The following is a 24,396-nucleotide window of genomic DNA, read 5'->3' as shown; positions in this document are numbered from 1 at the left end:
GCGCCGCGTCGGCCTCGTCTCCCCTCAGGTCCGCGGCGTCCGCTGCTGCGCCAGCTGATCGAGCCCCAGCTCCCGCGCCTTCTGGGCGAGCGCCTCGATCTTCTTCTTCCCGTCCGCGTCCGCGCTCGGCAAGAGCGACGTCAGCATCCCCGACAGCGTCCCGTCCGCGGACCTCGCGAGCGGCGAGGGGTGCGCGACGAGCTGCTTCAGGTCCTCGGGGAGGCTCGCGTTGCCGTTCAGGTAGTCGCCGACCAGCGCCCGCACCGTGGCGCTCTGGTCGACCATCCCATCGACCGACTGGCCGAGCGTGACCGCCTTGACGAACCGATCGAAGAACGCCCCGTCGCCGCCCACGATGTTGATCTTCGCCTGCTCGAACGCGCCCCGCAGGATCTCCGCCTGCGCCCGCGCGATGTCGGCGCGGATGCGCAGCGCCTCGAGCTCCACCGCCCGCTCCTTCTCGAGCCGCAGGCGGAACTCCTCGTGCTCCCGCCCGACCCCGTCGAGCGCCTTCATGGCCGCGGCCTTCTCCGCCGTGCCGGCCGCCTCGGCCAGGAGCCGCTGCTTGATCGCGGTCGCCTCCGCCAGGCCCGTCTTCTCGAGCGCCAGCGCCTCCGCCTCGCGCGTCCTCGCAGCCGCGAGCCCCTTCTGCTCGATGCCCGCGGCCTCGGCGAGCAGCCGCTCCCGCGCGACGAGCGCCTCGGCCCGACCCTGCTTCTCGATCGCCTGCGCCTCCGCCTCCTTCACGAGCACCCGCGCGAGGCCCTGCTTCTCCTCGCCGACCGCGGCGGCGTTCATCTTCTCGAGCGCCACGCGCGCCTCGGCGAACCCCTGCTTCTCGATCGCCTGCGCGTCGGCCTCCTTCACCCGGATGCGCGCCAGCCCCTCGGCCGCCGACTCGGCCTGCACGCCCTCGGCCAGGCGGATCTTCGCGCGCGCCGCCTTGTCGCTCGCCTCGAGCTCCGCGTCCGCGATGACGAGCTTCTCGCGCGCCCGGAACTTCGCCGCCTCCTCGCTCGCCTCGGCCCCCTTGATCTGCTTGACGAGCTGCTCCTGCGCCTCCGCCTCGGCGTTGATGCGCGTCACGTCCTTGAGGCGCGTCGCCTCGGCCACGGCGCGCACGTCCTTGATCCGCTCCTCCTCCTCGGCCACCGTCTTCTCGACCGCGATCCGCGCCCGGACCACGTCGGCGATGTCCTTCTTCTGGAGCTCGAGCTCCTTCTCGCGCGCGATCTTCTGGAGCGACACGTCGCGCTCGCGGCTCACGATCTCGAGCTCCCGCGCCTTCGAGACGCGCTCGGTCTCGACCGCGACCTCGCGCTCCTTGTTCTTCTGGGCGACCTGGACGCCGCGCTCCTTCGCCTCGCGGGCGACGAACGCCTCCTCGTCGTTCTTCTCCTGGAGGAGCACCGTCTTCTTGCGCTCGTCGCTCGTGATGCGGGCGGCCTCGTTCTGCTCGCGCGCCTGCGCCACCGCGATCTCCTTCGCCTTCTTCGCCTCGGCCTCGGCCCGGCGCTGCTCGAAGCGGAAGATCGCCTCGTCGGAGTTCAGGTTCTGGCTGCCGATCTCCATCCGCTCCTTCTGGCGGAGCTCGTTCGTCAGCACGTTCTGCGCGACCGTGAGCTCGGTGATCTTCCGGATGCCCTCGGCATCCATGATGTTGTCCTTGTCGAGCAGCTCGATGGGCGTCTGCTCCAGGTAGTCGATCGCCGCGTCCGCGAGCACGAACCCGCTCAGATCCTTGCCGATGACGTCGATGATGTCGTCCTTGAACTTCTGCCGCTCCTTGTAGAGGTCCTCGAAGTTCAGGCGCTTGCCCACGGTCTTGAGCGCCTCGGAGAACTTCGCGGCGAACAGCTGCTCGAGCGTCTCCGGGTTCGAGGCGCGGACGCAGCCGATGGTCCGCGCGACGGTGCGCACGTCGTCCTGCGTCTTGTTCACCTGCACGAAGAAGGTGACCTTGATGTCCGCGCGGATGTTGTCCTTGCAGATGAGCCCCTCCTTGCCGCGCCGGTCGATCTCGATCGTCTTGACCGAGATATCCATGTACTCGGCGCGGTGGATGATCGGCAGGACGAGGGTCCCGGTGAAGGTGACGATGGGGTCCTGGCCTCGCGTGTTGATGATCAGCGCCTTGCCCTGATCCACCTGGCGGTAGAACTTGGCGTACATGACCAGCATCCCGAGGGCGACGAAGGCGAGGACACCGACGAGGACGAGGATGAGGGGGACGGTCACAGTGGGCACGCGCATCTCCTTCGCGATTCGGCGGAGGGGAGGGCGCTGATCCTCGCGCCAGCGAGGTCGACGCCCGGGCCCGCTCCGAGCCGGGTCGGGGGCCGCACGATGCCCCCTCGGGGGAGAGCGTACACGAAACCAGCAGCGCGAAAGCGGCGTTCAGCCGCCGCGCCGGTGCTCGTCCCTGGCGCGCGCCGCGGGGATGGCCTCGTCCTCGGCGCCGTCCGGGGGAGCTTCCACGCGGGACGCAAGCCGCTCGGCGAGGGGAGGGGGTGGGCCCAGCAGGCCGTCGAGCGGCTCGACGCTGAAGACCTCTCCGTGTGGGTCCCAGCTCACGAGCAGCGCGCGGTCGCCGCGGCGGAGGGCGCCGGGCGTGTCGCACCGGACGTCGAGGATGTGGCTCGCGCCGCCCTCGTCGATCACGGCCTGGCCGAAGCGCTCGTCGACGCGCCCGGTGGAGACGACGCACACGCGGCCCACGAGGTCCTTCTTCGACGTCGCGTGCCGGGTCACGAAGAGCGGCGCGAGCGGCCGCACCGCGAGCGAGGTCAGCAGCACGGCGACGACGAGCGACCCGGCGAGCGCCGCGAGGCCGAGGGCCCAGCGGGGCAGCCCGGCGCCGGCCCAGAGCGGCGCGGCGAGCATCGTCGACAGGGCGCTCGTGAACCAGCCGAACGCCGCGATCAGCGTGAGCGTCACGGTCGCCGGCACGCGGTGGAGCTCCAGGGCGACGAGCAGCGCGCCGACGCCGTGCGGGGCGTCGGCGCCGTCGGCGCCGCCTTCGAGCGCGCCCTTGGCGGCGCCTTCGAGCGAGCCCTTGGCGGCGCCCTCGATCGCGCCCTTGGCGGCGCCTTCGAGCGCGCCCTTGGCGGCCCCTTCGAGGCCGCCGAGGTCGGGCGTCGCGTCGCCGTGAGCGCCGCCGAGCAGGTCGAGGTCGAGCGCGCCCAGGACGACGAAGAGCCAGTAGATGAGCGCGAGCGCGAGCAGGACCGTGAAGATCACGGCGGGGAACGCGAGCGAAGCGGCGAGCACCTCGGCCATAGGAAGACGCGGGCAGGGCGCAGGCGCAGGTGGAGGGGAGACGACGCGCGACGCGGCGCCCGCGACCGGCGCCTCGATTGGATCACAGGGAGGGGAGGGATGGGGCCAAATTCGGCCGCCCGGGATGCCACCGAAAAGGCTTGACACGGCCGGACCGGCGCGCGTGGCGAGTCGCCCGGAGCCGGGGGCGATCGGCTTGCGGACGAGATCCGCCGCTTCGCGCTCGGCGGCGAGCTGGACCCGGCTCGCCCAGATGACGCGCCGAGCGAGCTTGCCGGGGGAGAGCAGGTGCGATCGCAGAGCGACTCGGCCTCTCGGAGGAGCTCGGCTCGCGGGCGGCGCTGCGCGTGTACGCGGCTTCTTTGGCGTACGAGCGGGGTGCCCGCTGCGCGCTGCGCGAACCGCGCTTCTATGAAGCCTTGTCGATCCTGGATGGCGTGGCGGTGGGGGCCTTCGTTGCCGTGGTGGAGATAGGACTCCTTATCGGGACCAGCGCCCCTCGGGACGAGGCGCCGGCTGGGCGGCGTGCCCGGCGCCGCGCGAGCAGCGGGCCACGGAGCTGGTGGGGGGATGCGCAGGAGGGGGGAGTGCTGCATAGGATACAACTGGGGCGCGCAGGAGGGGTGGCGGGGCTGCGCAGGAGCCGAGCGACTGCAGTGTAGTTCGCGGAATGGGGCGCGGAGGAGGTCGGCGAGGCTGCGCAGGAGGGGCGGCGAGGCTGCGCAGGAGGGGTGGCGAGGCCGCGCAGGAGGGGTGGCGAGGCCGCGCAGGAGGGGCGGCGAGGCTGCGCAGGCAGGGCGCGAGGCCGCGCAGGAGGGGCGGCGAGGCTGCGCAGGCAGGGCGCGAGGCCGCGCAGGAGGGGCGGCGAGGCTGCGCAGGAGGGGCGGCGAGGCTGCGCAGGAGGGGCGGCGAGGCTGCGCAGGAGGGGCGGCGAGGCTGCGCAGGAGGGGCGGCGAGGCTGCAGGCGGGCGGCAAAGCTGCGCAGGCGGTCAGGCGCTCGTCGACAGCTTGGTCCATCTACTCCCCGCGGCATCTCTTCCAGGCGCGAGCTCGAAGCCGCAGCGCGCGAGCTCGAAACGCTGGTCGCGTCGTGGGACGGTGAAGGCGACCCGCCGGCCGCGATGGTCGCGTGGGCATCCCGCTTCCTGGATGACTGGCTCGTAGAAGCAGATTCCGGAGCTCCCTCGTAGCCCTCGTGGAGATCCATCCCGTCGTCCTCCCGGGAGGTGATTGCGACGATTCAGAGAACCGAAGCATCCTGTGGGCCTCGCCGGTCTCTCCCACCGTCGTGGTGCCATCGTGGTTCCAGCTGGTGCCGCCCTTGGCCGGCCGTCCGGTCTCGATGGTTACGCCCTCGGGCGTGAGCGGGTCCTCGTCGAGGCAGGCGATGCCTCTCGGGCCGCAGCTCCACTGCGGACGGCCACAAGCGTCGCGACGCACGGCAACCCTGCCGTCCGCTGCATGTACGTCGGCCAGGCAGTGAGGGCTTGCTAAATGCCTCGACACCGGCATGGAGACAGGACGCCGGTTTGCGTGCAGCGCTTGACTCGCGGTGCAGCGCCATGGCCTCCTCGGCGCGAGGGAGACTGCAATGGCGCTCGTTCCGCGATGTGTGCCCCGGGCGATCATCCCGCTCTTGATGTTCCTTGCTTGCGTGCTCGCGCAGGCAGGGTGCCAGTGCACCTCCGGCGAGCCGCCCATGGATCCGCGTCAGGGCGTCGTCGCCTGCCGGACCCAGAGCGCACGCAGCCCAGCGACCTCCCGTCCCGCGCCAGAGGTCGAGACCGTCGCCGCCGGCACCATCCGGGGGGCGTTCTCCATCACGAGCACCGGGGAGGCCATGTACACCATGGAGCTGACCTCCCCGCCCTCGCGCGCGGGCATGGGTCCTCCGATCGAGCTCGTCTATCGCAGCGACGGCGGCGACGGCGTGCTCGGCGCCGGCTTCTCGATCGCCGGGCTGTCCGCGATCACGCGATGTCCGAAGAGCCTCGCGCAAGACGGGGAGATCCGCGGCGTGCGGTACGACGGCGACGACGCGCTCTGCCTCGACGGCCAGCGCCTCGTCCCCGTGGGAGAGGAGCCTGGAACCATCGAGTACCGGACGCTCCCGGATACCTTCGTCAAGGTGGTCGGGCATTACGGTCCGGAAGGCGGCGCGCCCGCCGAGGCGCTCTTCTTCGAGGCAACCCTGCCGACCGGCCGCGTCGTCGAGTACGGGCGCACCGAGGGCAGCAAGCCGCTCGCGCGCGCCGGTGTACCGCGCGCGTGGCTCGCGAACAAGGCCCGCGACGGCCGCGGTAACGCCATGACGTACGCGTATTGCCTCGCCGAGGCGGAGGACGGCCATGCCGCCGAGTACGCGGTGGACGAGATCCGTTACACGAGCTTCGAGGGGGCGCCGTCGCTCGAGCCTTCCAGGGCGGTGCGCTTCGTGTATGGGACCAAGGATCCGGCCGCCATCCGCACCGGCTACTCGGGCGGCATGGCGCTCCAGCGCTCGCTTCGCCTCGAAGAAATCCAGATGCTCGGTCCTGGCGACGCGCAGGTCCGGAGCTACGGATTCCGCTATGAGCTCAGCCCGACGACGCGCCGTACGCTCCTGACCCAGGTCGAGGAGTGCGCGAGCGACCGGGTCTGCAAGCCTCCCACGCGCTTTCAGTACAGCCACGCGAGGCCCGGATTCGAGCGGGTGGCGTCAGAGATCGACGAGCCGGTGTCCGAGAGGGCGAGCCCGATGGTGTTCGACATCGACGCCGACGGGCTCGACGACCTCGTGGTCCCGGACATGGTCGCGGGGCTCAGCACACCGAGGAATCCGATCACCGCGTGGCGGGTGGCGCGAAACGTCGGGCCGCGCGCCTCGCCGTCCTTTCTCGCACCGGCGGAGCTCGCCTTCCTCGAAGAGTGGCCCACGGTCGCCGATCCCGTGGGACCCTCCGATCCGGCCCTTCTTCAGCCCGAGCTCGGGACGGTCCTGGACTACGACGACGATGGGCGGATGGACGTCCTGCTCCACGACGTCTACGGCACCGAGGTCACGTGGCATGTGCTCCTGTCCCGACCGGATTGGACCTTCGCGCTCCATGATACGGGCATCCGCCGGCCCTTCCCGCTCGGGATCACGCCCGCGCCGCCCAGCTTGAGCAGCCGCGGGGGGTCGATGCACCTTGCCGATCTGGACGGCGATGGCGTGCCGGATCTGATCCAGTGCGAGGACCACGCTCGCGAGGGACAGGCACCGCTCCCGCTCGCTGCCGTGTGGGCCGTCCACCTCTGGCGCCCAGCGAGCGGCGCGACGCCCGCGGGCTTCGAGCCCGCGGGCGAATCGATCGAGCTGCTCACCGGCTATCCCTGCGATACGGAGCTCCATACGCTCGACATCGACGCCGATGGCAAGATCGATCTCGTCGTGCCCTCTCTGCAACGGTTCGGTGACGGGACGGTCCTCCTCGGATCGAGCTACGACGCGATCATGCGCCGGGGCGAGGGGCGCTGGGAGGTGATCGACAGCGAGCTCCCCATCGTATGGCCCGGGGGCCGCGTCGTCTTTCTCGACGTGAACGGAGACGGCCTGCCCGATGCCGTCGAATCCGGCCCGGGCGACCACCAGCTCTATACCTACTTCAACACGGGGCCGACCTTCGTGGCCTCGCCGTTCCGGACCGTGGACGCGTTCAGCTTTGGCGATCTGTTCGGTCTTCCCGATCAGGACGCGTTCTTCCGGTTCGCCGTGCCGCTCGACTTCAACGGCGACGGGCGGCAGGATCTCCTCATGCCGGTTCCACCAGGCATGCTGCTGGGCGGCTCCGACGCGCTCCCGTCCTGGGCCGTGCTGCTGGCGATCGGCGACCGCGCGGGGCCGCCCTTCAAGCTGGTCGACCCGGGGCTGCCGTTCGAGGCCAGTCTCGGCGATGCGGTCACCCTCGCCGATCCGCGCGGGCCGCGCATCGGCGACGTCGACGGGGACGGCGCGCAGGACGTGATCCTGTCGCTCGGCGGCCGTTTCAACGTCTTCCAGAACCTCTCGGCCGATCAGGATCTCCTGGTCGCGGTCTCCAACGGGATGAACGCGCACGACCCGACCGAACCCGGCTTCGTGCCCGACGTGAGCATCTCGTACGGGCATTTGACCGATGCGCCGGTGGCGACGGGCGACAGGGCGGAGGATCCGGCGCGGGAGAGCCCGCTGTACGTCGCGCGTGCCGGCGCGGCGGACGACTGCGGCTATCCGCGCCGCTGCGTGGTCGGGCCTCGGCGGGTGGTCAGCGCGTACGCCCTCAACAACGGGGCGGACCGACCGCGGCGCTTCGAGGTCAGCTACCGCGACGGGCGCTACCACCGGCTGGGCCGAGGATTTCTCGGCTTTGGCGGGCGGCTCGTCACCGACGTGGATACGGGCGCCGCGACGCTCGATGTGTACGATCACGTCACCTTCGACGACGAGCTCCATGTCTTTCCCTTCGCGGGCAGCGTCCAGCGGACATGGCGCTGGGCGCCTGGGCTGCCGAGTCAGCCCAGGCCGGAGCAGATTGAGCTCTCGTTCCTCGACGTGACGCGGACGCTCGTGCCGACGAACGACGGCGCGACGTACTTCACGCTGCCGACCGAGCGCCGGGTGAGACGAGCGCAAGGGATCTATCCACCCCCGGGCGGCGCGACGCCCTCCATCGAGGCGTACGTGCGGGAGGTCGAGGCCGGCGGCGACGGCGCCACGCTGCTGCGCGACTCGGTGTCGACGGTGACGGACTTCGACACGTTCGGCAACGTGCGCGCCGAGGAGGTCTCGACGAGCGGCGTCGACCTGACGTTCAAGGTCACGCGGACGTTCAAGAACGACACCGAGCGCTGGGTCCTCGGCCAGCTCCAGACGTAGAAGGAGTGCAGCGCGGCGGCGGGGATGTCGCAGTGCCGGAACGTCACGCGGACCACGACGATCCACGGCGAGGTGGAGACCGAATCCACCGAGAGCGACGACGGTCTGCCGGACACGAAGCTGACGATCGCCTATACGCGCGACGACTTCGGGAACATCGCCGGCGTCACGGCGGAGGACGCCTTCGGACACCATCGGACATCCAGCACGGATTTTGACGAGGAGGGCATCTTCCCCGAGAAATACGTGAACACGGCCGGGCACACCACGCTCGTGGAGTTCGACGACGCGCTCGGCGTGCTCCTCGAGCGGGTCGATCCGAATCAGCTCGTAACGACGTGGGCCCACGACGGATTCGGGCGCCTCGGCGCGGAGGCGCGCCCGGACGGCACGACGACGACGGTCACGCTCTCCCGCACCAAGGACGGCGGCCCAGCGCAGGACGCGTGGCGGGTGAGGCAGCGGCGCACGACGACCGGCGGGGCCGACGATACGATCGAGCTCGATGCCCTCGGCCGCCCGATCCGGTGGTGGTGGTACGGGCCCGAGCCGGAGCCGGCGCAGGGGGCGGGCGATGCGAAGCGCATCCTGCAAGAGATTGGCTACGACGCGCTGGGCGAGCACATCGCGCGGCGCTCGGTGCCGGTCCGCGAAGGTACCCCCGAGCGCGAGAGGCTGTACGATCGCTTCGAGTACGACGCGGTAGGCCGCGAGGTGCGGCATACGACGCCGTGGAATGCGGTCACGACGACCGAGTACGATGGCCTGCGCGTGCGCGCCACCGACCCGCTCGAGCATGTGACGGTGGCCGAGCAGGATCCGCTGGGGCGAACCGCGTCGATCACCGACGCTGCCGGCGGGATCACCCGCTACAGTTACGGCCCGTTCGGCATGCTGCATACGGTCACCGATCCAGGCGGCGCGGTGACGCGCACGACGCGCGACGCGTTCGGCCGCGTCCGGCAGCTCGACGACCCCGATCGGGGCACGACGTTATCGATCCATGACGGCTTCGGCGGGCTGGTTTCGTCGACCGATGCGCTCGGGCGAGAAACCACGTGGGCGTATGACGCGCTCGGGCGACCCCGCGCGCGCGTGGACCGAGAGGGCGCCGAGCGCCTGACGACCACGTGGACCTGGGACACCGCGGCGCACGGGATCGGAAAGCTCCACGCGCTCGCGAGCCGCGACGGGGAGAAGACGTACGGGTACACCGACATCGGCCAGCTCGACACGATCTCGCTCCGCATCGACGGCGAACGCGCTCCCCTGGAGGCCAGGCTGGGCTACGACGAGCTCGGTCGCGTCGAGACGGTCACGTACCCGGCGCCGGCCGGCGGGGCGCCGTTCGTCGTGGACCACGACCACGACGCGCATGGCCACGTGATCGCCGTGCGCGACCGCGGAACGGGCTCCGCCTATTGGCGCTTGACGGACGTGGACGGCGCGGGACGATTCCGCGAGGAGGTGTTCGGCAACGGCGTCGTCACGGAGCGGAGCTACTTCGCCGACAAGCAGCGCCTCAGGCACGTGGCGACGCAGAGCGGCGCGGCCAACGTGCAAGACCTGGACTACGGCTATGACGATCTCCTCAATCTCACGCGCCGCACCGATGTGCTCCAGCCCGAGAACACGACGGAGCGCTTCGGTTACGACCCGCTCCAGCGGCTGACCTGCGCGTACTTCGGCGACGTCGAGAGCGCATCGGCGCCCTGCGCGCTCCGGTACGGCCACGACCCGAACGGCAATCTCACCTTCAAGTCGGACATTGGAACGCTCTCGTACGATGACCCGCTGCACCCGCACGCGGTCACCGGCGCCGGCGCCGGCAGCTTCGCCTATGACGCCGTCGGCAATCAGATCGCGCGGCCGGGCGGCACGACGGTGCACTATACGCCGTTCGACCTGCCGGAGCGCATCACGCAGGGCGCGAGCACCATCACGTTCGGCTACGACGGCGACCAGCAGCGGATCCGCAAGACCACCCCGGAGAAGGAGACGCTCTACTTCGGCGATTTGTACGAGCGGGTCACCGACAGGGCGTCGGGCACCGTGGAGCATCGGTACCACGTCCACTCGCCGGAGCGCGTGGTGGCGGTCGTGACGCGGGGAGGCTCGGACGGCGGCACCCGTTACTTGCATGTCGATCATCTCGGCTCGGTCGACGCGCTCACCGACGAGGACGGCGACGTGATCGAGCGGCGGAGCTACGATCCGTTCGGCCAGCGCAGGAACCCCGTGTGGGGCGAGCGCGCGCCGGCGTCGTTCTCCAGCGAGACGACGCAGGGGTTCACCGGGCACGAGAGCGACGACGAGCTCGGGCTCGTGAACATGAAGGGCAGGCTCTACGATCCCAAGATCGGGCGGTTCTTGACCACGGACCCGATCGTTTCGATGCCGTCCTTCGGGCAGAGCTGGAATCCGTACAGCTACGTGCTGAACAATCCCCTCGCGTACGTCGACCCGGGCGGCTTTCAAGAAGCGCTCCCGGAGGCCGGGGCTCGCTCACCGCCGCCGGCCGGCGCGGAGTTCCGCTGGGAAGTGCTCGACCTGCCGCCGATCGGACTCAAGCTGATCGTCGTCCCGTCTTCGGAGCACGAGGCGCGCTCCGACGCCGATATGAACATCGTGGCTGCCGAGACGGGCGGCGCTATGCCGCCCATCGACGTCAGCGCGACCGGAAGCGCGTCCGGGTATGTGCCGCAGCCGGTGAGCACGGCGCCGGAGCACACGGGCGCCAGCGCCGTGGTTGGCCAGAGCTTGCTCGGCGCCACGGCGGGGACGGTCGAGCTGGCGGCGGGGGTCGCGCGGTCTCTGGCGCTGAACGCGCTGACGCTGGGGATCTACAGCGGCTACGAGCTCGGCAGCGCGGCGTGGGCGGGGTACGAAGAGGGCGGACTCTTCGGCGCGCTGAACGCCGTGAACCCGCTCTACCACATCGGGCGGGGCGCAGCGGACACGGCGCTCGCGATCGATGGAGGCGACTACCGGGCAGCGGGCGCGGTGGGGACGAAGACGGTGCTCCTCGCAGCCGCCACCGTCTTCGGCGCGGGAAGAGGGCTGGGGACGCTAGCAGAGCAGTCTGCAGCGGCGGGAACTGCGAGGGTGGGCACCTATGGAGGTTTGAGGGCTGCCGGCGTCAAGGACGCACATCACGTGATTCAGGACGCCGCCGTCCGAGAACTGCCTGGATACAGCCGCAGCGCAGCGCCCGCCGTTGAGCTTCCCGGACCATCTACACGCGTCGGAACGTCACATTACGCTGCGACACAGGTTCAGCGCCAGCCTGGCGGCGGGACCTACGGGGCGGAACGTCGCATCGGATATAAGGCGCTCAGACGCGCAGGGCAGTCCCCGGGCGACGCGCGCGCACTCATCGAGCAAGCAGACGACTACTTCCAGTCGATTGGCGTCACACCAACGACGCCGACGAGGATCCCTGGTAGCCGCTAGGAACCCGGTAACGCCATGAATAACGAATTGAGGAATGAGATCGGTCGACTGATTGCAGACCTCAGCGCCGGACGTTACGCTGAAATAGCAGCGGACGGGCGTGCGGGGAGGTTGTCCGCCGAGGAGCTGCGCACCGCTATAGAGCAATATGGTAGAACGATGATCCTTCTGCCTGATGGAGCGTGGGATTTGGTGGATGAGTGCCCTCAAGTCGACGCTCCGAACACAGTGGCCGTCGATGTGCCGCTGTGGACGAAGGAAGAAGGCCGCAGCGATCTTACGCTGTCGCTCACCGCAACTAAGCAAGCGGATAGGTGGATTCTGCATGTCGATGATCTTCATGTCCTGTGACGTTCGGCGACGCACTTCAGTACGTTTGGCAACGTGCGCGCCGAAGGAGCACCGACCCGCTCGACGGCTCCACGCGCTTCCGCTACTGGCCTGATCGACATGTGCCACCCAGGCCTACTCAAGACGGTCAAGCTCGCAAGCGACAAGAAGAACGTCTGTGAGAGCTGCGCCCCTCGGTCCGCCCAGGAGAGGGCCATCGCCGAGGAGAGCGAGATCGTTGTGTACACCATGTCCCACATCGGGGACGCTCCTGCTGCCCGCGGCATCCTCTCCCCCGGGCATGCGGGGGTTGCCAGCGAGTTTCAGGGCGGCGGCGGGCGCGCGAGGCCATCAAGCGGCGCTTGACCCCGCGGAGCCGCTGAGACCACATGGGGAGCCATGCGCACCGTCCCGGTCCAGCCCGGCGACATCCTGGCGGGCAAGTACCGCGTGGAGCGTCTGCTCGGCACGGGGAGCATGGGGGTCGTCGTCGCGGCGGTCCACGTCGAGCTCGGCCAGCGCGTCGCCGTCAAGTTCATGCGCTCGGCCCACGACGTCGACGCCGGCGCGCGCGCGCGCTTCCTGCGCGAGGCGCGCGCGGCGGTGCGGCTGCGCAGCCAGCACGTCGCCCGCGTGTTCGACGTCGGCACCCTCGAGGGCGGGGCGCCGTACATCGTCATGGAGTTCCTCGAAGGGCGGGATCTCGCCGCGTTGCTCAGGGAGCGCGGGGCGCTCTCGCTCGACGACGCCGTGGAGTACGTCCTCCAGACGTGCGAGGCCGTCGGCGAGGCCCACGCCGCCGGGATCGTGCACCGCGACCTGAAGCCGGCGAACCTCTTCGTCACGCACGACGTCAGCGGCTCGCCGTGCATCAAGGTCCTCGACTTCGGCATCTCGAAGATCAGCGGCGCGGACCTCGCCCTCACCGATGACGACCAGACGCTCGGCTCCCCCTATTACATGTCGCCCGAGCAGATGCTCTCGTCGAAGGACGTCGACCCGCGCAGCGACCTCTGGGCGCTCGGCATCCTCTTGTACGAGCTCATCGCCGGGCAGACGCCGTTTCACGCGGACAGCTTGCCGGAGTTCTACGGGCGCATCCTCGCGGCCCGGCCGACGCCGCTCCGCGAGCGCCGGAGCGACGTGCCCCCGGAGCTCGACGCCGCGATCCAGCGGTGCTTGACGCACGATCGCGAGCAGCGCTGGCGCGACGTGGCGGCGTTCGCCGGCGCCCTCGCGCCCCACGCGCCCGCGCGGGCGCGGGGATATCCGGAGCGGGTCTCGCGCGTGCTCGACATGCAGCGGCTGTCATTGTCGGGATCCAAGGACGAGCCGGGGGCGCGCCCCATCGAACCGTCTCCGCCGCCGGCCAGCGCCGGAGCCGTCGAGGAGACCGCGCCGCTCCCGCTGAATTCCGTGGAGGAGACGGCGCACACCCTGTCCCCGCCGCGCAGCACCTCGTCGTCCCACGAGCTGCTGGGGGCGAAGCCGCGCCGCCGGGCGCTCCTCCTCTTCGCCGGCGCGCTCTTCGCGGGCGCTGCGCTCGCGGCGCTCGTCGGCGGCAGGCAGGAGGGGGCGCCACCCCCGGCCCCGACAGGCTCGCCGGCGGCCGCCCTGGGGGCGCCGGACGCGGCCCCGCCGGCGCCCGATGCGCCTCAGGCTCCCCCCTCCACGATCGCCTCGCACGGCGCGAGCGCGACGGCGCAGGCGGAGCCCACCTCGCCTTCGGCGACGGCGACGGCGACGGCGAAGGCCACGCGGAAGGCGACGAAGCCCCTCCCGCGGGCGAAGCCCCCGGCCGAGGGCCCTCGCACCCCGAAGCCCGAGCCGACGATTTCGTACGATGAGCGGCGCTGACACCGGGACAAGGGCGAGGGGTGCCGATATCCTCCGGGAGGTGCGTGGCCCAGGCCCGATGCGTGTGAAGCGCAGCGTCATCGCCGCCAGTGCGCTGGTCCTCTCGTTATCGCTCGCGCCGCGCGCCCTCGCGGACCCGACCGCCGAGGACCGGGCGGCCGCCGACGTGCTCTTCCGCGAGGGGCGCGCGCTCATCAAGCAGGGCAAGTATGCCCCCGGCTGCTCGAAGCTCGCCGCCAGCCAGAAGCTGGATCCGATGGCCGGGACGCTGCTCGCCCTGGCGGACTGCTACGAGCTCAATGGCGAGACCGCGAGCGCCTGGGCGACCTTCAACGACGCCGAGGCGATGGCGCGCAAAGCGGGCGATCCGCGGCGCTCGAAGGAAGCGGCGCGGCGGGCGGGGCTCCTCGAGCCGCAGCTCTCGAGGCTGGTCATCGAGGTGGCGCCGGAGGCCCGGATCGAGGGGCTCGAGGTGCGGCGCAACACGAAGCTGCTCGATGCCGCGCTGTTCGGCTCGGCGATCCCGGTCGATCCGGGCGAGCATACGATCGAGGCGGCGGCGCCTGGCAAGGAGGCATGGAGCGCGAAGGTGCTCATCGCGCCGAAGGCAGCGCTGAGCACGGTGCGCGTCCCTCGGCTCGAGGACGCGCCCGCGCCACAAGCGGCCACTGCGCCCGCGCCGGACCGGCCCTCGCGCCCGCGTGCGGCCGCGAGCGCCCCGCCCGCGGCGAGCCCGTGGAGCGCGCAGAAGACCGTGGGGCTCGTGCTGGGCGGGGTGAGCCTGGCCGGGATCGCGGTAGGCGCCGTGTTCGGCGTCGATACGCTCTTGAAAGTTGGCGAGGCGCGCAGCCAGCACGGGTGCACCGACGACGACCCTCCCCGTTGTGACGCCGAGGGGATCAGGCTCCATCAGGCCGCCAACACGACCGCCAACATCTCCAACGTGGCGTTCGCGGCGGGTGGCGCGGCGCTCATCGCGGGCCTGGTCGTGTTCCTGACCGCGCCCTCGAGCGAGGCCGCGCCGAAGGCGGCGCTGGAGGTGCGCCTTCAGCCCGCGGTCGGGGTGGGAACGGCGGGGATGTCGTTCCAAGGTAGTTTTTGAGATGCGAGAGACGCGACCATGGAAGCTCGTCATCGCCGGGGGCGCTCTGCTCGTCGCCGGCTGCCAGCTCGTCGCGGGCGTGCGCACCGACGCGGAGCTGGCCCAAGAGGGGAGCGGCGGCGAACGGTGCAGCGTGCCTTCCGACTGTCCGGGCGGCGTCTGTCAGGGCGGCGTCTGCAAGCCGGCCGGGGCGACGTGCGTGCGGGACCTCGATCCGTTCGACATCCTCACGTCCGAGGACCTCGGAGGCCATGAGATCGACGCCTCCTCGCTCGTGCTGGCGAGCGGCCCCGGTCGCACCTTCGTCTCCGTCATCGACAAGACGGCGAGCCGGCTCGTGATCGGGACGGTGCGCGAGCTCCGGGACCCTGCCGGACCCAAGGCGGAGTTCCCCCTCCCCGACGGAGCGGCCTTCGTCACCGGCCGCGAGTCGGGAGGGCAGCTGACCCTGCTGGGCAGGGTGGGGTCCGACATCGGTGAGCTCGTCTTCCTCACGACCACCGAGGGCGTCTCGTCGGAGGGGACGTTCCAGCGGTTCCCCGCGCTCGCCCCGGAGTGCTCGAGCCCCAACGTCGCCGCGTCAATGGCGTTCGCGCGAGCGGGCGATGAGGTCTTTTACGCCGCGACCTGCGAGGCGCCGGGCGGCTCGACGCGAGCGCTCGTCGTCGGCGGGGCGGCCGCGACCGCGTCGACCCTGGTAGCCCAGGGCCCGCGCACCGATGCCTCGCTCAACGTGCGCTTTTACACGGTCACGAGCGGCCGGCATCTCCTCCTGCTGGACGACGGCGCGACCGGAGAAGCGTTCTTCAGGACGGGCGGCGCCGCCGCCGATCTCGGCGTGGCGCACCGGATCCAGTTCAGCCCATCTCCCGAAGAGGTGGAGTCGTTCTTCGGCGCGTTCCCGCTGCCCGAGGGCGATGGGGTCACGCTCTTGATCGCGCACATCGTACCTCCGCCGAGGCTCGCCGTCTCGGCGGAGGTCGGCGTCGTGAGAGACTTCTCGTCGCTCGTCGAGGTCCCCCCGCCCGGCTTTACCCCCGTCTTCGAGCTCCAGAACGTGAGCCAGTTCAACCCCCCGGGCCCGCCCATGAGCGACGGCGAGAACGTGTATGTGACGCTGGTGCCGCACCCTGGAAAGACCGTGAATCTGGGCTGGTTCACGCGGACGGGTGAGTCCTTGCTCCCTCAGGAGCATATCTTCTCCCTCCCGGACGGCAGCAGCGCGCAGATCCTCGGCTCGACCGTCGCGCAGCTCGGCACCAAGCTGCTCGTCGCCTGGATCGAGCAACACGACGGCGCAACCTCGGTGCGCGGCCAGCGGCTTGTCTGCGCGCTGTGATTGAGCGCGAGCGCCGCGCGCGGCGCTCGCCCTAGAAGCGGTCGCGAGACCTGAGGTGCGCAGGAGTCCGGCCATCCGTGGCCGGACCCCTGGCGGGCGGAGCTACGAGGCGTTCCGGCGCGACTCGTTGTTCTTCGTCTCCGACGTCGAGGTGGCGCCGATCGAGGTCGCGCCGCCGGACGTGCCCGCGGCGGCGCCGGTCGCGCCCGCCGTGGAGCGCTCGCTCGACGACAGCCCGCCGGTCTTCGCCTCGCCCTGCTGCTGCTCGCGGTACAGCCGGATCTCGTTCCGCACGTCGGTCACGCCCGAGATCCGCTCCGCGAGCGTCTCGAGCTGGTGCTTGAAGCGGCGCTCGCGGACGGTGCCGGTGAGGACGACCTCGCCGTTCTGCACCTTCACCTCGACGTCGCTCGCGTCGAGATCCGGGTGATCGGAGATCTGGTCGCAGATGTCCTCCCGGATCCGCTCGTCGGAGCGCTTGTATCCCTTGGGTGGACGACCGCGCGAACCCCCGACGTCTCCGCCCACGGTGCTGAGGAAGCTCCGGCCGCCGGAGCCCTGTCCGCCGGACTGGTAGCCCTGCCCGCCGGACTGGTAGCCCTGCCCGCCGGACTGGTAGCCCTGCCCGCCGGACCGGTAGCCCTGCCCGCCGGACTGGTAAGGGGAATGGCCCTGATCGCGGTAGCGGGGCTCCTGGCCCTCGTAGCCGCGCCGCTCGCTCCAGCCGCGCTCGTCGTCGGCCCACTGCCGGAGGCCGCCGCGGGCTCCGTAGCCTTCGTGCTGGCCGCCGCCGAAGCCTCCCTGACCACCGAAGCCGCCCTGGCCGCCACCAAATCCACCCTGGCCACCGAATCCACCCTGGCCGCCGCCGTGGTAGCCCTGGCCGCCATAGCCGCCCTGGCCGCCGCCGAATCCGGCTTGACCGCCAAAGCTGCCCTGGCCGCCGCCGTAGCCGCCTTGGCCGCCACCATAGCCGCCCTGGCCGCCGCCAAATCCGGCCTGACCGCCGGCGTGACCCTGACCGCCGTAGCCGCCCCGGCCGCCGAGGTCGCGCTCGCCGCCGAATCCGCTCTGGCCGCCGCCGTGGCCGCCGAGTCCACCCTGGCCACCGAAGCTGCCCTGGCCGCCACCGAAGCTGCCCTGGCCGCCGCCGAATCCGCCCTGGCCGCCGCCGTAACCGCCTTGGCCGCCGCCGAAGCCGCCTTGGCCGCCGTAGCCGCTCTGGCCGCCGCCGAAGTGACCTTGGCCGCCGTAACCGCCCTGGCCGCCGCCGAAGCCGCCCTGGCCGCCACCGAAGCCGCCCTGGCCGCCGCCGTAGCCACCCCGGGAGCCAAGATCGTCGCGACCTCCTCGCTGGAAGTCATCGCGGTAGCCGCCCGACGCCTGGCGCTGGCCTCCGAAATCTTCGCGCTGGGACCAGCCGCGATCCTGCCGGCCCTCCCAGCCGCGCTCGCCGCGCTCGCCGCTGAAGCCGCGCTCGCCGCGCTCACCCTCGTGACCGCGGCCGCCGAACTCCCGCTGATCCCATCCGCCGCGGAAGTCCTCCTGGCCGCCTCGGGCATGGCGCTGATCGTCTCGCTGGACGACTTGCTCGTAATTGCCACGATGCCCGTAGCTAGCATCGCCGGCGGCTCCGCGCTCGCCTCGATATCCCTCATCGCCTCGCTGTCCCTGGTGTCGCCCAAACCTCTCCTCGTCGCGCCCCCGGCCGTCGTTATGTTCCTCGTCGATCCATCCCTGACGATTCGGCATGACTCCTCCGCCTTTCTTGCGACACGAGCGACACGGCAGCGAAACCGCCTCGCCCCTTGCGTGGTCCAGTCGACGCTCGAGGGCACGAGGGGCAACCGTGATCGGGCCGCCCGCTCTGGCGCGCCCGTCCGTTGCCGCGTGACCTGAAGAACCGAGGCCTCGATGCCCCAGCGCGGCCCCGCATCGCAAGGGGTATTCCAGAACAGGCAGGGCGGTGTTTCGGTAAGTTTTCAGGAAGATCACGCCCGCCGCGCACGCGCCGAGGTGCAAAGTGCCTCACGTCGGAGCTGCAAAGCGTCCCATCGAGACGTTGTGCCACAGCGACATCGCGAGTTAGGGCCCCTCCCGAGAATGCCTAGGGAGCCCACGGATGCTCTCTCTCGCAGCGGCGCGGGCTCTGTCGATCGGGCCATGGAAAGCCGCGGGCGACGACCCCGAGCAGCTGCCCCGGACGCCGATTCGCGCCGTCGACGTGCTGCCGAGCTCGGTGCCCGACGCCAAGGCTCGGGCTGCCCGGCCTCTTCTGAAGCTCATTCCGTGCCGAGCCGCTCCTGCGGTAGAGCCCGGCTGCCGTGCCCGGCGCGCGCCGCGACCTTCCGGACCGGGCGCGATGTTGCCGGCGCGTTGACATCCAGGCATCCGGACTCGACCATGCCGCGCGCATGAGCCAGCAGCATCAATCGTCGAAGGACGTCCTCGATCGCCGCACCCTCGCGGGCGATCACCGCCGCCTGGCCGAGCTGCTCCGGCCGGGCCAGTCGGTGCTCGACGTCGGCTGCGGGACGGGCTCCATCACCGCGGGCATCGCCGAGGCCGTGCAGCCGGGCGGCGAGGTCCTCGGCCTGGACCGGGACGCGGACCTCCTCGCGCGGGCGGCGGCGCGCTTCGCCGGCCGGCCCGGCCTGTCCTTCGCGTGCGGCGACGTGCTCGCGTTCGACGCCGAGGCGCGGTTCGACGTGGTGACCGCGGCGCGCGCGCTCCAGTGGGTGCCTCGCCTCGACGAGGCGCTCGCGCGCATGGTGCGGGCGGCGAAGCCGGGCGGCCTGGTCGTCGTGCTCGACTACAGCCACGAGCGCCTGCGCTGGGATCCCGAGCCCCCTGCGTCGATGCGGCGGTTCTACGCGGCGTTCCTCGCGTGGCGCGCGGGCCTCGGCATGGACAACGCGCTCGCCGACAACCTCGCCGGGCGCTTCGCGGCGCACGGGCTCGAGGCCGTCCGCGTCACGGACCAGGACGAGCGCTCCCGGCGGGGCGACCCGGGCTTCGGGGCGGCGCTCGACATCTGGCTCCACGTCATCGACGGCTGCGGCCCCGCGATGATCTCGGCCGGCGCGCTCACCGAGCCCGAGCAGGGCGAGGCGCGGCGCGATTACGCGGACTTCTGCCGCGACGTCGCGGAGGGCCTGGTCATGGTCCTCCGCGCGGTCGAGGGGACGAAGCCGGGCGGGTGAGCGCCCGGACGCCCGCCGGCGGTCGCCCGGAGCCCGCCGGCGCCCGAGCTCACCTCGGCGCGCGCAGCGCCTCGAGGATCGCGTCGAGCCGCTCGACGATCGCCCGGCCCTGGTCGTGCGCGCCCTGCGGCGCGCCGAGCGCGGAGGCCGCGAGCGCGGGGCCCATCGTCATCGCGAAGGCGGCGATCGCCTTGCCCGCGGCGGTCTGCGCGAGCCGGTCGGCGTAGCCGCCGGACACGCACGTCGAGATGAACAGGAGCGCGTCCAGGAAGCTCGCGCACCGCGGGTTCTCGCCGTGCTCGGCCTGGTAGAACAGGGTCGAGCACCCGACGAGCATCACCGCCAGCGCGTCGAGGGGGTCGCGCGTCATCGCGCTCCGGAAGCGCTGCTTCAGCCCGTCGTACGAGAGCTCGCCCGCGCCCCCGGCGGCGAGGCCCAGCGCGAGCAGGGCGACCGCGCCGCGCAGCCGTTCGTCCCGGCCGAGCAGAGGGGCCGCGGCCGCGGCGTCGTCCACGATCTCCCTCGCGGCGAGCGCTGATCGATCTCCCAAGGCGTGCCCTCCCGGCCGCGCCGCGGGTCACGGCGCAGGATCCATGTCTCGCACGGACGCGGGCCGGAGGGAACGGGCCGCGCGCCTCACCGAAAATTCATGCGCGCGACGCGCACCCGCGATTACCCTCGCGCCTTCCTCGGAGCTCCCATGACGGCCCAGAGAAGCGTGACGAGATGGCTCGAACGGGCGCCCGCCCCGGTGTTCACGGCCTTCGCCGTGTTCGCCGCGTTCGCGACCTACTTCTGCATGTACGCCTTCCGCAAGCCGTTCGCGGTCGGGACCTTCAAGGGCGCGGTCGCGCTGCCGCTGCTCCCGGACCTCGATCTGAAGAGCCTCTACATCATCGCGCAGGTGCTCGGGTACTGCGCCTCGAAGTTCCTCGGCATCAAGGTCGTCTCCGAGATGCGGCCCGAGCGGCGCGCCCTCGCGATCCTCGCGTGCATCGGCGTGAGCGAGGCCGCGCTCGTCCTGTTCGGGCTCGCCCCCGCCCCGTACGCGGCGCTCTTCCTCGTGCTGAACGGGCTGCCGCTCGGCATGGTCTGGGGGCTCGTCTTCGGCTTCCTCGAGGGCCGCCTCGTGAGCGACCTGCTCGGCGCCGGCCTGTGCGCCAGCTTCATCGTCGCCAGCGGCTTCGTGAAGACCGTCGGCAAGCTCACGCTCGGCTGGGGCGTGCCGGAGGTCTGGATGCCCGCGGTGACGGGCGCGCTCTTCTTCCCGCCGCTGCTCGCCTCGGTGTGGATGCTCGCGCAGATCCCGCCGCCCACGGCGACCGACGAGGCGCACCGGACCCGGCGCGCGCCGATGGATCGCGCCGCGCGGCGGGCGTTCGTGCTGGCGAACGCGGGCGGGCTCGCGACGCTGGTCCTCGGCTACATCGTGCTCACCGCGTACCGCGATTTCCGGGACAACTTCGCCCGCGAGATCTGGGACGCCCTGGGCTTCGCCGACCAGCCGGCGATCCTGACGACGGCCGAGATCCCCGTGGCCATGGGCGCGCTCCTCTCGGTGGCGGTGATGATGGGGATCCGGAGCAACCGCAAGGCGCTGCTCGCGGTGCACGGCATCATGCTCGGCGGCGCGCTGCTCGCCGGGGTGAGCACGGCGCTCTACCAGGCGGGCGTCATCGGGCCCGTGGGCTGGATGATCAGCGTCGGGCTCGGGCTCTACGTGGGGTACGTCCCCTACAACTGCGTGCTCTTCGACCGGCTCATCGCGGCGGTGGGCTCGGTGGCGACGGCGGGGTTCCTGATCACCGCGGCCGACGCGTTCGGCTACCTCGGCAGCGTGGTGCTGCTGCTCTACAAGAGCTTTGGCCAGGCGAAGCTCTCGTGGCTCGAGTTCTTCCTCGGCTTCAGCTACGCGACCGCGTTCCTCTGCGCGGCGCTCTTCGCCGCGTCGGCGGGGTACTTCTGGCTGCGCACGCGCGCCCCGGTCCCGGCCGCGCGGCCGGCGCTCGACGCCTGAGCCGCCGCCGCCGGTCGCCGGAGGATCAGTAAGCCGAGCCCTGCCCCCCGATCGAGAGGAGGAGGTCCGTGAGACGGTGGCGGCGGCGCCGGCCGCGGGGCTCGCCGCCGTTCAACGTCAACGTGGACCGTGCTCGGACGAGGTGTCGGCCTCGTACGCACCGATGTCGTACGTCGCGCCGATGGGCGGAGGGGTCCCTTCCAGAGCGTCCGGCAGGGCGTCCCAGAGGAAGAGCCCATGGTCGATCGCCGGCGAGCCGGCTCTCAGGCGATAGTCGTCGTTCGCAGGATCGACGAACAGCGCCCACGGCGGGGCGAGGATCGAGTGCCTGTCTTGCCCTGTCGTTCGTCGCCAGGTCGCGAGGTTGATGATCGTCTCCCCGTTGTCCCTGCTGAAGCGATCCACGACCACGTTGTAATCGCTGTGGAAGCAAGGGTCCTCCGCGCCGCCCTCATAAATCAGGATCGACCCCCTGTCGAGGCGCGGCGTATAGAGGATGTTGTTCACGATCGTGTTGCACCTCGGGTTGGAGATGCCCTCCGGCGATTCGGGGATGTTGACCACCCAGCGGCTCCCCTCCGCCATCACGATGGTGTTGTTGTAGACCTTGTTGCGGCTGGAGCCTTCGCTGCCGTCGATCGCGAAGAGGGATATCCCGCTCGCGTGGTTCTCGTAGAGGACATTGTACCGGATGACGCTGTCGCTCACCCCGTCGCAGTTGATCGCCGAGGCGCCGCCGAGCCCGTTCTCCCAGATGATATTGCCCTCGACCTCGGCGAAGCTGATGAGCCCATCGCCGGGCGTGAAGTTCCTGTCGCCGTTCATGTGAACGCCGGCAGAGCGGTTGTGGTGGAGGAGGTTGCCGCGGACCACGGGGAAGTCGCCGCTGTTGCTGGTATAGACGCCGTGCTCGCCGTTGAACTCGGACTCGTTGTGCTGGATGACCACGTGGTCGCTGAACGCCGTGAAGATGCCGGTCCTCCCGCTGTCGTGGACGTGACAGTTCTGGACCGTGATGTCGCGCGTGACGCGCACGTCGACGCCGGATCTGGGGGCGCTCGCGAGCTCGAAGCCGTCGATCACCCAGTCATGAACGACGACGTCGTCGGAGTCCTCGACCTCGATGTTGCTGCCGTGCCGGTTGATCGGCCCGGGAGCGTTCACCACGGCGCCCCAGGGAGGCTCTGCCCGCAGGGTCTTGGGCCGGCCGGGCGCGCCTGACTTTCGAATACGACACCCCGCGTAGACCCCCGGTAATACCTTGATGGTGTCGCCAGGGCGGATGGTGTCGACCGCCTTTTGGAGCGTCGCCCATGCCGTCCTCGGGGTCAAGCCGTTGTTGGTGTCGTCGCCGGTGTCATCGACGTAAAATGTCGCAGCTGCCGCCGCCCCGTGGGTCAGGGCGACCGCCACGAAGGTCAACAGGGATAGAGCGCCGTTCGTATTCATCTTCTGGCTCCTTGCGAAGGAGGTTGAACGTCACGGGCGAACGTACGCGGACGAGCGAGCTCTCATGAGCGTCCCTGGACGCCGGCGTCCAGCGGCGCGCCGAGCGCTACCGGCGTCGCGCTCGACGTGCGCTCAGCACGGTCCGAGACCCCATCGCCGCAGACGGTTCAGCGAAGAGGTCGTGTCGCGCTACATCGCAGACCTGGCCGTCGAAGCCGTCTCGGGCACTGAGGCGGATACGTCCGCGTCTGTTTTGAACGAAGATCGCGTCGTGGAATCCGTCGAATCTCTGGAGATGTCGAAGAACGGAGAAAGGATAAGCCTGGACAGGCATGCTCGCAATGCAGAAACGCAACTCGCCCGCGCGGAGACAATGACGTCGTGGCCGCACGTCGGTTCGTGCGCGACGGGTGAACCGAGCCACGCACCCCTGGCCCGCGCCGTCGCGCTCGGGGATGAGGTGGCGGCCCGCATCGTTCACGAGGTACTCGGTCTGCCCGAACCATCCGCGTCCTGACGGTCGACGGACAGCCGATTACGTCAGCGGATCTGCCTGAGCAGCGCTTCGCGCGAGCTGGGATTGGTCGGGCGCCATGGTCACGGGGGAGGACGGGATCGCCGTCGAGACACTTCGTTTGCCTAACTAAACGTCGCGCTCCTCGCGCGCCCGCCCAGCGCCCTGGGCCTCGGCCCCAAGGTGCGCTGGCGAGCGGCGCGAGCCTGCGTGCTCCGTCACGCTGCAGGCCCTTGTTGGGCGGCGTACCTGGCCATCTCCGTCATTCGAGGGGCGTGTCCGACAGAGTGCCGCTGTGGGGAGCGGTCAGCTCCTCGATCGTGCAGTTGCTGCGAAGCCACAGCGCAAACTGGTGGTTCAGTCTGCGCAGCTCCCGGAGGTTCCCCAGGCCGACCTCGCGCAGCTCCGCGATCGCGGTCCGGTCCGAGATGTCTCGCCTCGTGAGGGCGACGATCGGCGGCGTTGACGCCGGCGGATCGGGCTGATTGACGACGTTCATGAACCTATGTGCTCCCGGCTCTACCCAACCCATGAGGCTGACGGTCGAGAGCGTCAGCGAGGGCTCCTCGCGGCTCACGACGCAGCTGGCGTATTGCGTGTATACCGAGTGAAACCAGTGCCAAGCGTCCTTCCTGCTCCGATCGGGTTCGAGAGGACCGACAGCCTCTTCATAGGCTTTCCGTCCTGCGAGGACGACACGACGTGCGCACGCGTCGAGCATGCTGAAGTCCTCGTTCGTGAATCTGGCCCACTTCTGGTAAGGGCTTCCGAGGCTAGAATTCTGAAGGAACGGCTCGGTCAACGTGAGCGGGAAATAGTGGCACAGGGCGTGCTCGGCACCGTTCACCATGTCCCCGAGCAGGTGGTAGACGACGAGCGCCAGCGAGCCGCAAGGACGCTTCTGAGCTACCGTGCTGATGCAAATAACGTACTCCGACAGGATGGGAAGCCCTTCAAACATCATTTCTTCTCACGCC

At 70.7% G+C, this 24,396-nt stretch carries 14 protein-coding genes and 1 pseudogene; 9 read left to right on the top strand and 6 right to left on the bottom strand.

What is annotated here, in order from left to right; all coding sequences use genetic code 11:
* Window positions 1–24: 24 nt before the first annotated feature.
* Window positions 25–2,253, bottom strand: coding sequence for a hypothetical protein (locus tag WMF33_RS31850; protein ID WP_437332149.1), 2,229 nt, complete (start codon window positions 2,251–2,253; stop codon window positions 25–27).
* 144 nt (window positions 2,254–2,397) lie between these two features.
* Window positions 2,398–3,279, bottom strand: coding sequence for a glycine zipper family protein (locus tag WMF33_RS31845; protein WP_437332148.1), 882 nt, complete (start codon window positions 3,277–3,279; stop codon window positions 2,398–2,400).
* A 1,591-nt stretch (window positions 3,280–4,870) separates the two neighbouring features.
* Between WMF33_RS31845 and WMF33_RS31840 the strand changes: the two are divergent.
* The 5 genes and pseudogenes from WMF33_RS31840 to WMF33_RS31820 form a co-directional block, all read left to right on the top strand.
* Window positions 4,871–10,880 (top strand): annotated as a pseudogene (locus WMF33_RS31840) (RHS repeat-associated core domain-containing protein); the annotation flags it as partial.
* A gap of 743 nt (window positions 10,881–11,623) precedes the next feature.
* Window positions 11,624–11,959: a DUF7668 domain-containing protein gene (locus WMF33_RS31835; RefSeq protein WP_437332147.1), complete on the top strand. Its 336-nt coding sequence runs from the start codon at window positions 11,624–11,626 to the stop codon at window positions 11,957–11,959.
* 378 nt (window positions 11,960–12,337) lie between these two features.
* The gene (locus tag WMF33_RS31830) at window positions 12,338–13,795 is read left to right on the top strand and encodes a serine/threonine-protein kinase (protein WP_437332146.1); all 1,458 of its coding nucleotides are present in this window, start codon (window positions 12,338–12,340) and stop codon (window positions 13,793–13,795) included.
* Between the two features lie 58 nt (window positions 13,796–13,853).
* Window positions 13,854–14,897 carry a hypothetical protein gene (locus WMF33_RS31825; RefSeq protein WP_437332145.1) on the top strand — a complete coding sequence of 348 codons (1,044 nt, stop codon included), beginning with the start codon at window positions 13,854–13,856 and terminating at the stop codon, window positions 14,895–14,897.
* Window position 14,898: 1 nt separating this feature from the next.
* Window positions 14,899–16,236 (top strand): hypothetical protein, encoded by a 1,338-nt coding sequence (locus WMF33_RS31820; RefSeq protein WP_437332144.1) that lies wholly within the window; start codon window positions 14,899–14,901, stop codon window positions 16,234–16,236.
* Between the two features lie 102 nt (window positions 16,237–16,338).
* On the opposite strand, the gene WMF33_RS31815 is transcribed toward WMF33_RS31820, so the two are convergent.
* A complete protein-coding gene (locus WMF33_RS31815; RefSeq protein WP_437332143.1) occupies window positions 16,339–16,764 on the bottom strand; it encodes a BON domain-containing protein in 426 nt (141 codons plus the stop codon).
* Window positions 16,765–16,902: 138 nt separating this feature from the next.
* Between WMF33_RS31815 and WMF33_RS31810 the strand changes: the two genes are divergently transcribed.
* Together WMF33_RS31810 and WMF33_RS31805 are read left to right on the top strand one after the other, a co-directional pair.
* Entirely contained in the window at window positions 16,903–18,135 is a 1,233-nt protein-coding gene (locus WMF33_RS31810) for a hypothetical protein (protein WP_437332142.1), read from the top strand.
* 515 nt (window positions 18,136–18,650) lie between these two features.
* Window positions 18,651–19,439: a class I SAM-dependent methyltransferase gene (locus WMF33_RS31805; RefSeq protein WP_437332141.1), complete on the top strand. Its 789-nt coding sequence runs from the start codon at window positions 18,651–18,653 to the stop codon at window positions 19,437–19,439.
* A 49-nt stretch (window positions 19,440–19,488) separates the two neighbouring features.
* On the opposite strand, the gene WMF33_RS31800 is transcribed toward WMF33_RS31805, so the two are convergent.
* Complete coding sequence (locus tag WMF33_RS31800; RefSeq protein ID WP_437332140.1) at window positions 19,489–19,989, bottom strand: hypothetical protein; 501 nt, start codon at window positions 19,987–19,989, stop codon at window positions 19,489–19,491.
* Between the two features lie 150 nt (window positions 19,990–20,139).
* Between WMF33_RS31800 and WMF33_RS31795 the strand changes: the two genes are divergently transcribed.
* Window positions 20,140–21,456 (top strand): DUF5690 family protein, encoded by a 1,317-nt coding sequence (locus WMF33_RS31795; RefSeq protein WP_437332139.1) that lies wholly within the window; start codon window positions 20,140–20,142, stop codon window positions 21,454–21,456.
* Window positions 21,457–21,573: 117 nt separating this feature from the next.
* Here the strand turns inward: WMF33_RS31795 and WMF33_RS31790 are convergent, their stop codons facing one another.
* A complete protein-coding gene (locus WMF33_RS31790; RefSeq protein WP_437332138.1) occupies window positions 21,574–22,623 on the bottom strand; it encodes a right-handed parallel beta-helix repeat-containing protein in 1,050 nt (349 codons plus the stop codon).
* A gap of 463 nt (window positions 22,624–23,086) precedes the next feature.
* Between WMF33_RS31790 and WMF33_RS31785 the strand changes: the two genes are divergently transcribed.
* Window positions 23,087–23,422: a hypothetical protein gene (locus WMF33_RS31785; protein ID WP_437332137.1), complete on the top strand. Its 336-nt coding sequence runs from the start codon at window positions 23,087–23,089 to the stop codon at window positions 23,420–23,422.
* A 259-nt stretch (window positions 23,423–23,681) separates the two neighbouring features.
* Here the strand turns inward: WMF33_RS31785 and WMF33_RS31780 are convergent, their stop codons facing one another.
* On the bottom strand, window positions 23,682–24,380 hold the full coding sequence (locus tag WMF33_RS31780; protein WP_437332136.1) for a hypothetical protein: 699 nt from the start codon (window positions 24,378–24,380) through the stop codon (window positions 23,682–23,684).
* Between the last annotated feature and the right edge of the window lie 16 nt (window positions 24,381–24,396).

This window comes from Sorangium sp. So ce394, assembly GCF_051474665.1.
Lineage (GTDB): Bacteria > Myxococcota_A > Polyangia > Polyangiales > Polyangiaceae > Sorangium > Sorangium cellulosum_D.
The sequence above is the reverse complement of the archived record's forward strand: the minus strand, read 5'-3'. Positions and strand labels throughout refer to the sequence as shown.

What these genes read in the sequence shown, in the direction of transcription:
- WMF33_RS31850 (WP_437332149.1), bottom strand. Translation starts at nt 2,253, where the DNA reads ATGCGCGTGCCCACTGTGACCGTCCCCCTCATCCTCGTCCTCGTCGGT.
- WMF33_RS31845 (WP_437332148.1), bottom strand. Translation starts at nt 3,279, where the DNA reads ATGGCCGAGGTGCTCGCCGCTTCGCTCGCGTTCCCCGCCGTGATCTTC.
- WMF33_RS31835 (WP_437332147.1), top strand. Translation starts at nt 11,624, where the DNA reads ATGAATAACGAATTGAGGAATGAGATCGGTCGACTGATTGCAGACCTC.
- WMF33_RS31830 (WP_437332146.1), top strand. Translation starts at nt 12,338, where the DNA reads ATGCGCACCGTCCCGGTCCAGCCCGGCGACATCCTGGCGGGCAAGTAC.
- WMF33_RS31825 (WP_437332145.1), top strand. Translation starts at nt 13,854, where the DNA reads ATGCGTGTGAAGCGCAGCGTCATCGCCGCCAGTGCGCTGGTCCTCTCG.
- WMF33_RS31820 (WP_437332144.1), top strand. Translation starts at nt 14,899, where the DNA reads ATGCGAGAGACGCGACCATGGAAGCTCGTCATCGCCGGGGGCGCTCTG.
- WMF33_RS31810 (WP_437332142.1), top strand. Translation starts at nt 16,903, where the DNA reads ATGGCCCTGATCGCGGTAGCGGGGCTCCTGGCCCTCGTAGCCGCGCCG.
- WMF33_RS31805 (WP_437332141.1), top strand. Translation starts at nt 18,651, where the DNA reads ATGAGCCAGCAGCATCAATCGTCGAAGGACGTCCTCGATCGCCGCACC.
- WMF33_RS31795 (WP_437332139.1), top strand. Translation starts at nt 20,140, where the DNA reads ATGACGGCCCAGAGAAGCGTGACGAGATGGCTCGAACGGGCGCCCGCC.
- WMF33_RS31780 (WP_437332136.1), bottom strand. Translation starts at nt 24,380, where the DNA reads ATGTTTGAAGGGCTTCCCATCCTGTCGGAGTACGTTATTTGCATCAGC.